Origin of the sequence: Streptomyces sp. NPDC088733 (assembly GCF_044751185.1) — a bacterium.
Taxonomy (GTDB): domain Bacteria; phylum Actinomycetota; class Actinomycetes; order Streptomycetales; family Streptomycetaceae; genus Actinacidiphila.
This window is the reverse complement of record NZ_JBIVLH010000021.1, coordinates 97,087-110,020: the sequence shown is the minus strand read 5'-3', so window position 1 is coordinate 110,020 and position 12,934 is coordinate 97,087. Positions and strand designations below refer to the sequence as shown.

Annotated in this window: 10 protein-coding genes; 3 read left to right on the top strand and 7 right to left on the bottom strand. The window is 73.6% G+C overall.

The window, feature by feature from the left end; all coding sequences use genetic code 11:
• Window positions 1-967 precede the first annotated feature (967 nt).
• The 3 genes from ACIP64_RS30885 to ACIP64_RS30875 are packed head-to-tail and all read right to left on the bottom strand — an operon-like array spanning window position 968 to window position 5,222.
• Window positions 968-2,230, bottom strand: a complete 1,263-nt coding sequence (locus ACIP64_RS30885) for a hypothetical protein (protein ID WP_401593052.1) — start codon at window positions 2,228-2,230, stop codon at window positions 968-970.
• A complete protein-coding gene (locus ACIP64_RS30880; protein WP_401593050.1) occupies window positions 2,227-3,942 on the bottom strand; it encodes a lipopolysaccharide biosynthesis protein in 1,716 nt (571 codons plus the stop codon). The genes ACIP64_RS30885 and ACIP64_RS30880 overlap by 4 nt, the downstream gene beginning before the upstream one ends.
• Before the next feature lie 23 nt (window positions 3,943-3,965).
• Complete coding sequence (locus ACIP64_RS30875; RefSeq protein WP_401593126.1) at window positions 3,966-5,222, bottom strand: glycosyltransferase family 4 protein; 1,257 nt, start codon at window positions 5,220-5,222, stop codon at window positions 3,966-3,968.
• Between the two features lie 166 nt (window positions 5,223-5,388).
• On the opposite strand from ACIP64_RS30875, the gene ACIP64_RS30870 reads away from it, so the two are divergent.
• Window positions 5,389-5,835, top strand: a complete 447-nt coding sequence (locus ACIP64_RS30870) for an adenylyltransferase/cytidyltransferase family protein (RefSeq protein WP_360913513.1) — start codon at window positions 5,389-5,391, stop codon at window positions 5,833-5,835.
• A 25-nt stretch (window positions 5,836-5,860) separates the two neighbouring features.
• On the opposite strand, the gene ACIP64_RS30865 is transcribed toward ACIP64_RS30870, so the two are convergent.
• Window positions 5,861-7,351, bottom strand: coding sequence for a hypothetical protein (locus ACIP64_RS30865; RefSeq protein WP_401593048.1), 1,491 nt, complete (start codon window positions 7,349-7,351; stop codon window positions 5,861-5,863).
• Between the two features lie 127 nt (window positions 7,352-7,478).
• Between ACIP64_RS30865 and ACIP64_RS30860 the strand changes: the two genes are divergently transcribed.
• On the top strand, window positions 7,479-8,024 hold the full coding sequence (locus tag ACIP64_RS30860; protein WP_401593046.1) for a WcaF family extracellular polysaccharide biosynthesis acetyltransferase: 546 nt from the start codon (window positions 7,479-7,481) through the stop codon (window positions 8,022-8,024).
• Entirely contained in the window at window positions 8,021-9,184 is a 1,164-nt protein-coding gene (locus ACIP64_RS30855; protein ID WP_401593044.1) for a glycosyltransferase, read from the top strand. The genes ACIP64_RS30860 and ACIP64_RS30855 overlap by 4 nt, the downstream gene beginning before the upstream one ends.
• On the opposite strand, the gene ACIP64_RS30850 is transcribed toward ACIP64_RS30855, so the two are convergent.
• Genes ACIP64_RS30850 through ACIP64_RS30840 form a run of 3 tightly spaced genes read right to left on the bottom strand, consistent with a single transcriptional unit; the run spans window position 9,129 to window position 12,909 of the window.
• Entirely contained in the window at window positions 9,129-9,965 is an 837-nt protein-coding gene (locus tag ACIP64_RS30850) for a glycosyltransferase family 2 protein (RefSeq protein WP_401593042.1), read from the bottom strand. The genes ACIP64_RS30855 and ACIP64_RS30850 overlap by 56 nt on opposite strands.
• On the bottom strand, window positions 9,965-10,684 hold the full coding sequence (locus ACIP64_RS30845) for a hypothetical protein (RefSeq protein WP_401593040.1): 720 nt from the start codon (window positions 10,682-10,684) through the stop codon (window positions 9,965-9,967). The genes ACIP64_RS30850 and ACIP64_RS30845 overlap by 1 nt, the downstream gene beginning before the upstream one ends.
• On the bottom strand, window positions 10,681-12,909 hold the full coding sequence (locus tag ACIP64_RS30840) for a LamG-like jellyroll fold domain-containing protein (RefSeq protein ID WP_401593038.1): 2,229 nt from the start codon (window positions 12,907-12,909) through the stop codon (window positions 10,681-10,683). Before ACIP64_RS30840 ends, ACIP64_RS30845 begins: the two co-directional genes overlap by 4 nt.
• Between the last annotated feature and the right edge of the window lie 25 nt (window positions 12,910-12,934).

Here is a 12,934-nt window from a genome sequence, read left to right as displayed (position 1 = left end):
GCAAGGGTGCGGGGAACGTCGACGTCCGGCCCGTTTCGCTGACATGCCGTGACGGGAGCGGAAGAACGGCGAAGGCCTCGTGTCGCCCGCCCGGTTGCCGTATCGCCGGGGCGCGGCTCATCGGGCCGAGCCCGTTCCGGGGACGTGCCGCAGATTGGCCGGCGGCCCGGGCGTGGCTGGGGATCGTGATCGCGGTGCGGGCACGGGCGTTCCTCGGACGAGCGCGGCTCGCCCCGGGCGCCGGGTCACGTGCCTGCCTGCGTCGCTTCGAGGCGAGGTTCCTGGTCGGTGGCAGGCGTGGCGGGGTCGCGCGTGGCATCGCCGCTCCTCGCGTCGGGTGGCGGTCTCGGGACCGGTTGTGCGGCCGCCGGGGTGCGTTCGGGCAGGGGGCCTGGCCGACGGTCAGGCGCTGTGCGGCGCCGAGTGCGACTTCGCGTCGGGTGCCGGGAACGCGCGGGGGTTCTGGCCGGTGCCGGTGATGGCGGAGTCGCTGTGTACGAGGGTGACGCGGGCCCACAGGGGCGCCGGACCCCTGTGCGGCGACCGGGCAACGCGATACGCGACGTGGCCGCTCCTAGCGTCGGGGCGAGCTCGCCCCGGGTGCCGGTTGGGCGCCTGCCGGGCAGCGTGCCCTTGTGAGGACGGCCTCGCCCTGGGCGCCGGTTAGGCGCTTGCCGGGGTCGGTTCGGGGCCGGGGGGCTGGCTGGTGGCAGGTGTGGTGGGGTCGCGGTGACCTGCGAGGGCGGGCAGGCCCTGTGCGGCGGTCAAAGCGCGGCCGGGCAGCGGCATATGGGCGGCCTTGCCCTGGGCGCCGGTTACGCGCTTGCCGGGGTCGGTTCGGGGCCGGGGGGCTGGCCGGTGGCAGGTGTGGTGGGGTCGCGGTGACCTGCGAGGGCGGGCAGGCCCTGTGCGGCGGCCAAAGCGCGGCCGGGCAACGGCATACCGGCCGCCTCGCCCCGGGCGCCGGTTACGCGCTCGCCGGGGTCGGTTCCGGGCGGGGGTCCTGGCCCGCCGTGGCGGGGTCGCGGCGGAGGAGGGTGACGCGGGTCCACAGGACGGCGGCCTTGAGGGCGGAGCCGATGGCGAGGCCCCAGGCGGCGCCGGGGACGGCGGCCAGGGCGTAGCCGGAGATCATGAACGCGATGGAGGCGAGGGAGAAGACGACCTGGATGGGGAGGGTCGCCCGCGGCTGGAGGACGCGCAGCGTGAGCAGGGCGCTGGTGCCCGCCGCGATGGCCGCGTACTGGGTGCCGGTGGCGGCCAGCAGGCCTTCCGCGGCCTGCCATGTGGCGCCGAGGAGCTGGCGGCCGAAGCGGTCGGGCAGGGCTGTCAGCACGCCCGTCCACGCGGCGGCGACGGCGGCCAGGATCCCGGCGAGCACGGCGGTGGCCCGGACCTGGCCGCGCATGCCGGGGACGCGGCCGAGCAGGGGCGGCCCGAAGGCGGTGGCGGAGTTGAAGAGCACGTTCATCGGGCCGAACAGGGTTGTCGTACCGCGCAGTGCACCGACCGCCAACGGGCTGGCGAACAGGCCGAGTCCGACGACCGTGAGCTGGCTGGAGGCGTTGCCGACCCCGTACTCCACCACGAAGCGGCGCCCGAGGTGCCCCTTGCGCAGGAAGCGCCGCAGGTCCGTCGGGGCGCCGCGCAGCCGGGGGGCGAGCAGTGCGATGCCGGCGAGCAGTGCGGGCACGGCCGACAGCCCCCATACGGCCACCAGGCGCGCGGGCCCGGTGCCGTGGGGCTGGAGGGCGAGCGCGGGCAGGGCGACGGCGAGCCGCAGCACGTCGCCGACGAGGGCGAGATGCGGCAGGCGCAGGGTGGAGAAGCAGTAGCGCAGCCCGTCCTGGGTGAGGACCAGGGGCAGCACCAGCCCGAGGACCGCGAGCGACTGTGCCGTCGCGCCCGGGACGAGGGCGAGCACCGCCGCCATCGTGGCGCCGGCGACCGTTGAGGCGACGGCGACGAAGCCGGCCGCGGAGCGGCAGGCGGCGCGGACCGCGGAGTCCTCGCCGCGTTCCAGGACCAGCGCCTGGCCGACGTAGGAGACGTTGATGCCGAGCAGTACGGAGAAGACGGCGTAGACCATCGAGAAGACGGAGAAGCCGGCCGCGCTGGACAGCCGGGCGGCGACCACCAGGACGAGGATGTTCGTGAGCGCGGCGACGCCCTGGTCGAGGACGGAGCAGACGATGGCGGCCTTGGCGCCGGGCGCCGGCCGTGCCGTCACCGGATCACCGTGCGCAGCGGGATGGTGTCGGTGGTCTTGTCCTCGGCCGGCAGGGCGGGAGCCGTGGAGCCCTCCGTGACCGCGGTCGTGGCCGTGGCCGGCGCGGGGGTCTCCGTGCCCGTGCCGGTTGCCGCGGTGCGTGCCGCGGCGGCCTTGCGGGCGCGCCGGGCGTGCCGCCGCTTGGCCCACCGGCCGCCGCCGGGCGAGCTGTGCAGTACGGAGCCCAGCACGGTGCTGCCCGCGCCGCTGATGAGCTGCCGCACCCGGTCCAGGTCGGCGCGGTGCACGGCGTGCGGGTCGGCGACGACGAGGACGCCGTCGATGCGGTCGGCCAGCGCCAGCGCGTCCGCGTAGGTCAGGACCGCGGGGGCCAGGACGACGACGGCCGACCCCGGCTCGTCGGCCTCCGCGAACAGCCGGCCGGCCGCGGCGGAGGTGAGCGCGCGGGCCACATTGCGCACGCGGCGTCCCGGCACGAGGTCGAAGGAGCCCGACTCGCCCGCGTCGACGGGCACTTGGATGCCGGCCGGCCAGCCGCCCTCGCTGAGCTGGGGGGTGCGGGCCCAGCCGGGCCGGGAGCCGTCGGCCGCGCGCAGCCGTGCCGACAGCCCGGGGGTGCGCAGATCGGCCTCGACCAGCAGGACGTCCATGCCCATCTCGGCGAAGGACGCGGCCAGGTTGACCGCGACCGCGGCGGCGGTCTCGCCGGTGCCGCGCGGGGCGACGACCAGCAGCCGCCGCCGGTCGGCGAAGCGCTGGTCGTAGGCGAGCCGGAAGGCGACGGAACGGTACTCCTCGGCGATCCGGGGGTCGGCGTGGTCGACGGCGAGCAGCGGCCCGTTCCTGGTGCGCGGCAGTGTGCCCAGCACGGGTGCGCGCAGCGCCCGCACCACGTCGCCCTCGGAGCGCGCGTTCGGGTCGAAGACCAGCCGCACCCAGGCGGCGAGCAGCCCGACGGCGACGCCGACGAGCGCGCCGAGACCGAGCATCATCGGCAGCCCGGGGCCGGAGGGCGCGGACGGCGGGCTCGCGACGCGGTTCCAGCTGCCGGGGGTGGTGTCCAGCGACTGCAACTCGGTGATGCGGCTGCTGAGTTCGGAGATGCGGCCGACGAGCGTGGCCTGCACGGTGGTGGCCGCGTCGAGGGTGGGCCCCTCGCCGAGGTGCGCGATCTGGGCGTCGAGCTCCTTGCGCTGCTTGACGACCGGGTCGAGCTGCTTCTGCAGGCCGTGCACCGTGTTCTTGATGGTGTTCTCGGTGCTCTCCTTGCGTGCGTCCATGAACGCGGTGGCCAGGGCGTTGGCGCGGCGGGCCGACTCGTCCGCGTCGGTGTAGGTGTACGCGAAGCGCAGCACCACGGTGTTGGGCGGGTTGGTGACCTGGAGGTCGGACTGGAGCTCGGGGATCGCCCGGGAGGACAGCCCGAGCCGCTTGGCGGCGCGCTTGGCGACCTCGTTGCTCATCGCGGTCTGCCGCTCCGAGCCGATGTTGATCGACTTGTCGGGCGAGGACGCCCCGGCGGCGAACGGGTCGGTGGTGGCGGCGCGCAGCACCACCTCGCTGGTGGCCACGTAGCTGTCGCTGCCCGTCACCGCCAGGTAGCCGCCGCCCAGCAGGCCGAGCAGCACACCCGTCACGAGCAGCGCGCGGTAGCGGACGAGCTGCCGGAACTGGTCCCGGAGCAGGTCCGGTTCGTCCTGCGCCTCGGACATCTGCGAACCGTGCGGTTGATCGCTCACGTGCGTGGAACCCCCCATGCGTCCGACCCCACAGGATCGGCACCTCGCGTCGTCGTGTCCAGTGCCTCGGCGAGCAGTGCGCTCATCCGTGACAATCCCGCCTCGCGGCTGAGATGCGCCGTCACGTACGCCGGCCCGCGGGCGCCCAGTTCGTCGGCGGCCTCCGGGTCCTGGGCCAGCGCCCTGACGGCCTTGAGGAACGCCTCCGGGTCCTCCGGTGCCACCAGCAGCCCGGCCTCGGAGCGCACCACCTCCTGCGCGGTGCCGCCCTCGGCGGCGACGGAGGCGACGACCGGGCGCCCGGCGGCGAAGTACGAGGTCAGCTTGGAGGGGATGCTCATGTCCAGGACCGAGGCGCGCTGCGTGACCGCCAGCACGTCGGCGGCGGCCAGCACGTCGGGGAACTCCGCGTCCCCGGCGGGCGGGGCGAACTCCAGGTTCGGCACGTCGGCGGCCAGCAGCCGCAGCCGTTCGCGCTGGTTGCCGTCGCCCATGAGCACGATCAGCACCGACGGGTCCCGGCGGGCGGCCTCCACCAGCACGTCCAGGCCCTGTTTGAGGCCCATGTTGCCGGAGTGCAGCACGACCGTCCGCTCCCGGTTCCAGCCCAGCCGGGCCCGGGTCTCCTCGCGCGGGCGCGAAGGACGGGCCACGTGCGACCAGTTGGGGACCAGGCGGATGCGGCCGCGGTCGACGCCCATCGCGGCGACCTTGTCGACGAAGGTCTCGTGGATGACGCCGACCAGGGTGGCCCGCTTGAGCGCGTACGCCTCCGCCGCGCCCGCGACGGCCGCCGCCCGGTCCCCGCCGCGGATCCCGCTCTGCGCCGCCGCCGCGCCCATGAGGTCCTGCACCACGGGTATGTACGGCACGTGGTGCCGGGCCGCGACCCGGGCGCCGATCACACCGCCCGCCAGGCTCGGCATCTGCGCCACCACCGCGTCGGGGCGGATCCGCGGCGCCGCCACCAGCCCGTGCGCCAGCACCGAGGCCTCGAACAGGGCGCGCCGCAGCGCGGTCTGACGGGGCGGCACCGTGTGCCGGCGCCGGTGCACGGTGACGCCGGCGCGCCGCTCCTCGGCGCGCCACATCCCCCGGTAGGCCGGGTCGAGCCGCCACGACGGGTAGTGCGGCATCCCGGCGAGCACGTGGACCTCGGCCCCGCCGCCGTCAGGCGCCGCCCAGTGCTCGGCGATCTGCGTGGCGTACGGGCCGATACCCGCGTGCTCGGGTGCGTAGTTGGTGGAGACCAGCAGCAGAGTGCGGCCCTGGAACTCGGGCACGAGACGGACCCCTTCCCCCCAGAAGTGACCAGTAGCTCACCTTAACCGTTCACCAGAGAAACATGCTGCCTTCACGCTAATGTCTGAGACTCCGCAACTCGCGAGAAGGTTGTGTTCCTGTGGGGGGATTGACACCATGTCGCACCGAGTGGGCTATGCGCCCGGGGTCTACGACCTCTTCCACGTCGGACATCTGAACATCCTGCGGCACGCCCGCAGTCAGTGCGACTACCTCGTCGCGGGGGTGGTCTCGGACGAGATGGCAGCCCTCGCCAAGGGCCGCACGCCGGTCGTCCCGCTCATCGAGCGCCTGGAGATCGTCCGCAGCGTCCGCTTCGTCGACGCCGCCTTTGTCGAGACCGTACCCGACAAGCTGGAGACCTGGCAGCAGGTCCGCTTCGACGTCATCTTCAAGGGCGACGACTGGCGCGGCACCGACAAGGGGCTGCGGCTGGAACGGGACTTCGCCACCGTCGGGGTCGAGGTCGTCTACTTCCCGTACACCGTGCACACCTCCAGCACCCAGCTGCGCCGCGCGCTGGACGCGCTGGCCCCGTCCGCCGCGGGGGCCTCCGCGCAGTAGGCGGGGGTCCGGGCGGCGCGCCCGGTCAGCCCAGCAGCCGTCGCCGGTCGGAGCGCAAGGTGGTCACCAGGGCGAAGCAGATCAGCGCCACGCCGATGCGGCCCGAGGCCTGGAGCAGCGGGCCGCGCAGCAGGATGAAGGAGTACCCGGCGATCAGCGGGATGACGATCGCCATGACATTGCCGGGGCGGCGGTCGACGGAGGTCCGCCGGGCGTAGAGGCGGTCGCCGCGCGCCGAGAGGTAGCCGAGGCCGAGGAAGCCCGCGACGACGCCCCCGGCGCCGAAGTCGATCCACAGCTCCGCCCACAGCGGGGAGGAGAGGTTGACGTTCTTCATGCCCATCCACTGGCCGATCATGACGCCGGTGTCACGCGGTTTGCCCGGCCACACCGAGCGCGGGACGAAGAAGAACGCGGAGCCGGCGATCTGCCGGCCGTAGAAGTGGCCGGGCCCGCTGTCGGCGAAGGTGACGGTGTTGGCGAACATGCCGACCTGGTCGTAGTCCTTGACCGCCAGCGGTTCGAAGACCGACGTGGTCTCCACCGGCTTGTAGCCGCCGGCGTCGTAGCGGAAGCGGTCGGCGAAGGGGAAGACCACCAGAGCGCCGGCGACGCCGAGGGCCAGCGCCGCCCGGTACATCGCGGGGCTTCTCGGGAAGGCCGTGAACAGGAAGGAGAACAGCACCGTCAGGAACCAGTAACGGGGGTTGGAGACGGGGTTGTTGACCACCGCGTTCAGCAGCAGCAGGGCACCCCACGTGGCGATGACCAGCGGCCGGCGCCGGGCCCGGCGGGAGGTCACCAGCCAGCGGGTGAAGATCAGCAGGGCCACCAGCGCCGGCACGGTGCCGAAGCCGCGCAGGAAGGCGGAGCCCACGTTGGACTCGGCGGAGGCGGCGCCGTCGGCGCGGATGGTGTCGGTGATCGCCTGCCGGCTGCTGAAGAACACCGCGGGACCGCCGAGCTTGACCACCAGCAGCGCGCTGCCGGCGAAGGCGACCGCCGCCAGCAGGAACACCCGCCTGCGGTGGAAGGACGCCGAGCGCTCCCGCCGCCGGGCCCGCCGGACGGGGCGGTGCCGCGACAGCAGCGCGCCCACGTCGAACGCGGCGCACCCGACGAGCACCAGCGCGACCGCCACCAGCAGGTCCGCCCGGGTGCCGACCACCGGCGTCGGCGTCTGGTCCAGCACGTCCTGGGCGAGCGGGGCGACACCCATCGCCACGTACACGAAGAGCCAGAACGAGCCCTGGATCAGCTTGCGATGGGCGGTCAGCGCCATCACCGCGAGCCGGATGCCCGCGTAGCAGGTCAGCACCATCTGCAACCAGAAGACGCTGTCCTTCACGCCCGGTCCGGGCTGCACGGCGACCAGCGCGGGCAGGAACAGGGCCAGACCCAGGATCAGGGGCACCGCCAGTGCCCGTGACAGCAGCGCCCGCGGCGAGACGGCCGGGACCTCCACCTCCCCCGGCGGCAGGCCCCGCGACTGGATTTCGTGCGTCTGAACTGCCATGCAACAGCCCCCCAACGATTCCCCTCCGGCAGTCTATAGATCCGGCTGCCCCGCAACCGTGTGCGCCGATAATCTGTGCGGACGGTGCCGGGGAGGGCACCGGTGCGGGGGACACGGGGGGTGCGCCATGACGGCACGTGATCTGTCGGCCTTCACACTGGCCGGGTACGACAAGGGGCGGGGCAAGGCGGTCCAGGCCCTGTGGTTCGCCGTGATGAACACCGTCTTCGCCGCCTGGTTCTGCCCGGCGCGGCTGCGGGTCGCCTTGCTGCGCGCGTTCGGCGCCACGATCGGCGAGGGCGTGCTCGTCCGCCACCGGGTACGGGTGCTGTGGCCCTGGAAGCTGACGGTCGGCGACCGCAGTTGGATCGGCGAGGGCGCCTGGCTGCTCAACCTGGAGCCCATCACCATCGGCGCCGACGTCTGCGTCTCCCAGGAGGCGCTGCTGTGCACCGGCAGCCACGACCACCGCGCCGTCGACTTCCGCTACCGCAACGCACCGATCACCGTGGAGGACGGTGCCTGGGTCGCCGCCCGCGCCATCGTGCTCGCCGGGGTCACCGTCGGCCGGCACGCGGTCGTCGCCGCAGGGACCGTGCTCGCCAGGGACCTCCCCGAGCTCACCCTGCACACGGCCGACGGCACGCGCCCGCTCAAGGAGCCCCAGCCATGAAGGTGCTGCACGTCGTCACCCTGCACACGCCCACCAACGCCTTCGGCGGCCCCACCCGGGTCGCCCTCAACCTGGCCGGGGGCCTGCGCGGGCGCGGTGTCGACGCCGAACTCGTCACCCTGGGCGACGGCTTCCCTCCGGGACGGCTGCCCGGCGAGGTGGAGGGCGTGCCCGCACGGGTCTTCCAGGCCCGGCACGTCCTGCCGCGGTTCGAGGTCTCCGGCATCACCTCGCCCTCGCTCCTGGCCGGCGCCCGGCGCCTGGTGCGCTCCGCCGACGTCGTCCACGTCCACCTCATGCGGGACCTGATCACCCTGCCGGTGGCGGTGGCGGCACTCCAGTGCGGCCGCCCGCTGGTGCTGCAGACCCACGGCATGATCGACCCCAGCGACAAGCCGCTCGCCAAGGTGCTGGACGCGCTCGCCACCAAGCGGCTGCTGCGCCGCGCCGACGCCGTCCTGCACCTCACCGCGTGGGAGCGCGGCGACCTGGAGGCCGTCGCCGGCGCGGGCCGCCTGGCCCGTCCCGTACGGCTGCCGAACGGCACCGCGCTGCACCAGCCGCGCAAGCGCAGCGGCCCGCCGACCGTCCTCTACCTGGCGCGCTTCCAGACCCGCAAGCGCCCGCGCGACTTCGCCGCCGCGATCCCCGCGGTGCTGGAGCGGTACCCCGACGCCCGTTTCGTGCTGGCCGGCCCCGACTCGGGGGAGCTGGCGGGCACCTTGGAGGCCGTCCGCGAGCTGGGGGTGACGGACGCGGTCAAGCACGTCGGGCCGCTCAGCCACGCCGAGGCGCTGGAGGCCTTCCGCGCCGCCGACGTCTACGTCCTGCCGTCGGTGGACGAGCCGTTCGCGATGTCGCTGCTGGAGTCGATGTCGGTGGGCACACCTGTCGTCGTACGGGAGTCCAACGGCCTCGCCCCCGACATCGAGCGGGCGGGCGCGGGCCGGGTCGTGCACCGCCCCGGGGACGTCGCCGCGGCGGTGCTGGAGCTGCTGGGGACGGAGGCGAACCAGGCGGCCTCGTCGGCCGCCTGGCGCCTCATCAGGGACGAGCTGTCGCTCGACGCCGTGCTCGACACCCTCCAAGAGGTGTACGAGTCGGCTATGAAGGCGCCCGCTCGCGGGTCTTCAGCCCGATCTGCCACCGGTAGAAACTGAGCGCCAGCGCGTAGTCGAAACCGGCGCGGCCGTCGAGGAAGCCCCGCCGGGCGACATAGGTGTAGCCGAAGAAGAGCAGCGGCTTGAACGGCACCTTCTGGAACAGCCGCCCCTGGCGGGTCTTCAGCCCGCGCACCTGCTCCTTGGTGCCGGGGTGGTGCTCCAGCCACGCCTCCCAGTCGGAGTAGCGGTTGTGCCGGTCGAACCAGGTGCGCACCGGGTCCAGGTCGCGGTGCTCGATGCGCCCCCTGAGCTGCCCGACCGGGCCGTCCGCCGTCGGCTGGTAGTGGCCCTCCTGCTCGCCCATGCCGGGCGCCGCGAGGTCGTCGACCTCCGGGTAGGAGACCCGTGTGCGGTCCAGCAGCGACCGCTTGACGACGGTGTGGCCGCGCCGCAGCGGGCGTCCGGCGAACCAGTACAGCAGCGGGATGTCGAAGGCGGCCGCCGTCACCGGACGGGAGAAGACCTCCCGCAGTTCGGCGAGCAGTTCAGGCGTCGGCACCTCGTCGCCGTCCAGGAAGAGCAGCCACGGCACGTCCGGGTGGACGTTCTCCAGGCACCACTGCTTCTTCTTCGGGTACCCGCCGTCCCAGGTGTACGGGACGACCTCCGCGCCGTGCGCCGCGGCGATCGCGCACGTGTCGTCCGTGCTGCCGGAGTCGACGACCACGACGGCCTCGACGTGGCCGGCGACCGCGTCGACGGTCGTGGCGATGTTCTCGGCCTCGTTTTTGGTGGGGATCGCCACCACCAGGGGCAGCCTGCTCACCAGTTCGGTCATCAGCCCTCCTTGGCCCACGCGAAGCAGCCGCGGGAACCGAAGGTCCTGGCCGCGGCGGTGACGGTGACCTTGTGGGCGGTGCCGGACTTCGTCCCCACCGTCCAGGTGCAGTCCTTGGTGGGGGTCAGCGCCCGGTAGGTGCCGGGCGTGATGACGCGGCCCGCCACCGCCTTGGCGCCGACGGTGTAGGAACCGTCGGCGAAGCCCGTCTCGGCGGCCGCGAGGATCGACTCCTGCTGCGGGCACAGATGGGTGACCGCGCCCTTGGCGCCGCCGATCTGGCCGGTGATGATGCCGCCGATGGCCGCGTCCTTGTCGATCGCGGCGACGGAGGCGATGCGGTCGCAGGTCTCCTGGCCGAGCTGGAGCACGGCGGCGGGGTCGGTGCCCTTGGGGACCCTGCCGGTCAGATAGGTCTTCTCCTTCTTGGTGAAGGAGCCGGTGACCGGGGTCAGTTCGCTCTGGGGGACCTTGGGCCCGCTGGGCACGGCGTCCGAGGCGGGGTCCGCGGGCGCGGAAGGCGCGGTGGTGCCGCCACCGGTACCGGTGGCGGGTGCGGACGCGGCGGCGGGTGCGGTCGCGGAGGGAGCCGGTGCGCCCTGCGCGGACCGGTTGCCGGCGGAGCTGCCGGAGCCGCTCGAGCAGCCGGTGAGCAGCACCGCCGCCGCCGTCACGAGGACGGCGGCGGCGAGGCGGACCCGGCGGGGTGCGCGGGTCATCCGGTGGTTCCGAGGGTGTAGTGCTGGGCGATCTGCGCGGCCGACAGGGCGCTCGGGTAGATCGCGGTCTCGTCGAGGGTGCCCGCGAAGTAGTCGCTGGTGGGGCGGCTGGTCCAGCCGGAGAGACTGTCCCCGCCGACGTGCCAGTAGCCGATGTAGTCCGAGCCCCCGGTGGTGGGGGAACTGGACGCCCGCAGCACGCCGTCGACGTACAGCCGCATCCCCGTCGAGCCCTGCGTGGCGACGACGTGGTGCCACTGGCCGTCGTTGTAGGCCGCCGGGGTGGTGATGGTGCGGTTGCTGCCGCTGCGCACGCCGAAGATCAGCCGGCCCGCGTTGGTCATGTAGATGTGCTTGTCGGTGCTGGCGCTGATCTCCGAGGTGCGGTCGCCGAAGCCGACGAGCTTCCCGCCGGAGGCGGTGGTCGTCCTGAACCAGGTTTCGACGCTGAACGCGGACGTGCGGCCCCGCTTGGCGTCGCTGTACGACCACTGCGTCGTGCCGTTGTAGGTGACCGCCGTGCTGGCCGAGCCGGTCAGCGCGCCCGGGCTGACGCCGCGGGTCGGACCGCCGACGTGGTTGCCGCCGTCGTCCGCGGGGGAGGTGTCGGCGGCGAAGGTGTTGGCGGTCTCGTTGTAGCGCCAGTACAGCGTGGCCCCGTCGGCGAGGACCTGCGTCGGATACGCCTCGGGCACGGTCGCCGCGGTCACCGTCTGGGTCGGGGACTTGACGGTGGTGTTGGTGCCGTCGCTCGCGGTCACGCGGTAGGTGTACGTGGCGCCCGCGGTCACGTCGGTGTCGGTCCAGGTGAGCTGCGGGCGCACCCAGGGCAGCGACGAGGCCGTCGTGGTGTACACGGGGGTCGTGCCGCCGTTCTTGTACACGCGGTAGGTCAGCGAACTGTCGTCGAGGTCCAGGCTGGTCTGGATGCGGACCTTGACCGAGCCCGGCGTCACGCTGGAGGCGTTGACGTTCGGCGTGGTCGGCACCCCGGTGTCGGGGCCGGAGGAGAAGCGGGTCAGGCCCTGCTGGGCGACGCCGTTGACGGTGGTGAACTCGCCGCCGACCCACAGGTAGTCGGTGGAGCCGGAGGAGGCCAGGCTCATGGCGCGCGGGCCGATGCCCTCGCCCAGGCCGTCGTTGGTGTCGGGGAACCACCCCAGCTTCGCCGGGTTGTCCACGCGCTGCGCGAGCAGGTGCTTGCGGCGCTGGTTGGGGTACTCGCCCATGGTGCTGCAGTCGTGCGCGTGCGAACCGCTGTACAGCACGTCGTGGTAGACCTCGACCGACTGGGTGGCGCCCAGGCAGGTGTCCCGCCAGCGCTGGTTGAGGTCGCTGAGGTTGAGCGCGATGCGCCCGTCGAAGACGCCGCCGCCGGTGCCCTCGTTGCCGGTGTAGAAGCCGGTCGCGTCGGTGGTGATGTCCTTGACGACCGAGGTGGACGGGATGAAAGAGGAACCGTAGCCCTTGACGACCGCACCGCTGCCGGAGTCGACGACGGCCAGCGCGTGCGAGGCCGTCCCGTTGACGCGGTCGAAGTCGCCGCCCAGGATCGCCCTGGTCCCGTCCGGGGTGAGCGCCAGCGCGCGGCCGGGCCCGTCGCCGTCGGCGGTGAAGGGGGTGACGGCGCCGGTGGTGCTCACGGCCGCGAAGTTGTCGCGCGCCTGGCCGCCGACGGAGGAGAAGTCGCCGCCCAGGTAGACGGTGTCGTCGCTGACGGCGAGGGCGCGCACGGTGGCGTTGACCGCGACCCCGAAGCCGGACTTCACGGTGCAGGTGGCGGTGTCGATGGCGGCCAGGCTGCTGACCGGCGTCCCGTTGACGGCGCCGAAGAAGCCGCCGGCGTACAGGGTGGTGCCGTCCGGTGAGACGGCGAGCGCGCGCACGGTCGCCGTCCCGGAGCCGACGGTGAACGACAGGTTGCAGCCCGTCGGTGCGCCGGTCGCGGCGTCGAAGGCGGCGAAGTTGACCGCCTCCTGCTCGCCCGCGCCGCCGGCCGCCTCCCCGGACGGCCGGACCGACGAGAAGGTGCCGCCCGCGAAGACCGTCCCGTTCGCCTCCGCCATCGCGAAGACGATGCCGTTGGTCTGCCAGGTCGGCAGCGCGTCGGCGGTGATCGACACCGGCGCGGTCAGCGCCCCGGCCGGCTGCGGTGCCACCGCGCCGGCCGCGAGCGAGCCCGCCGCGACGGTCAGGACGGCGGATATGGATCTGAGCTTTCTCATGTGCCCCCCAAGGCCCCCAGAACCC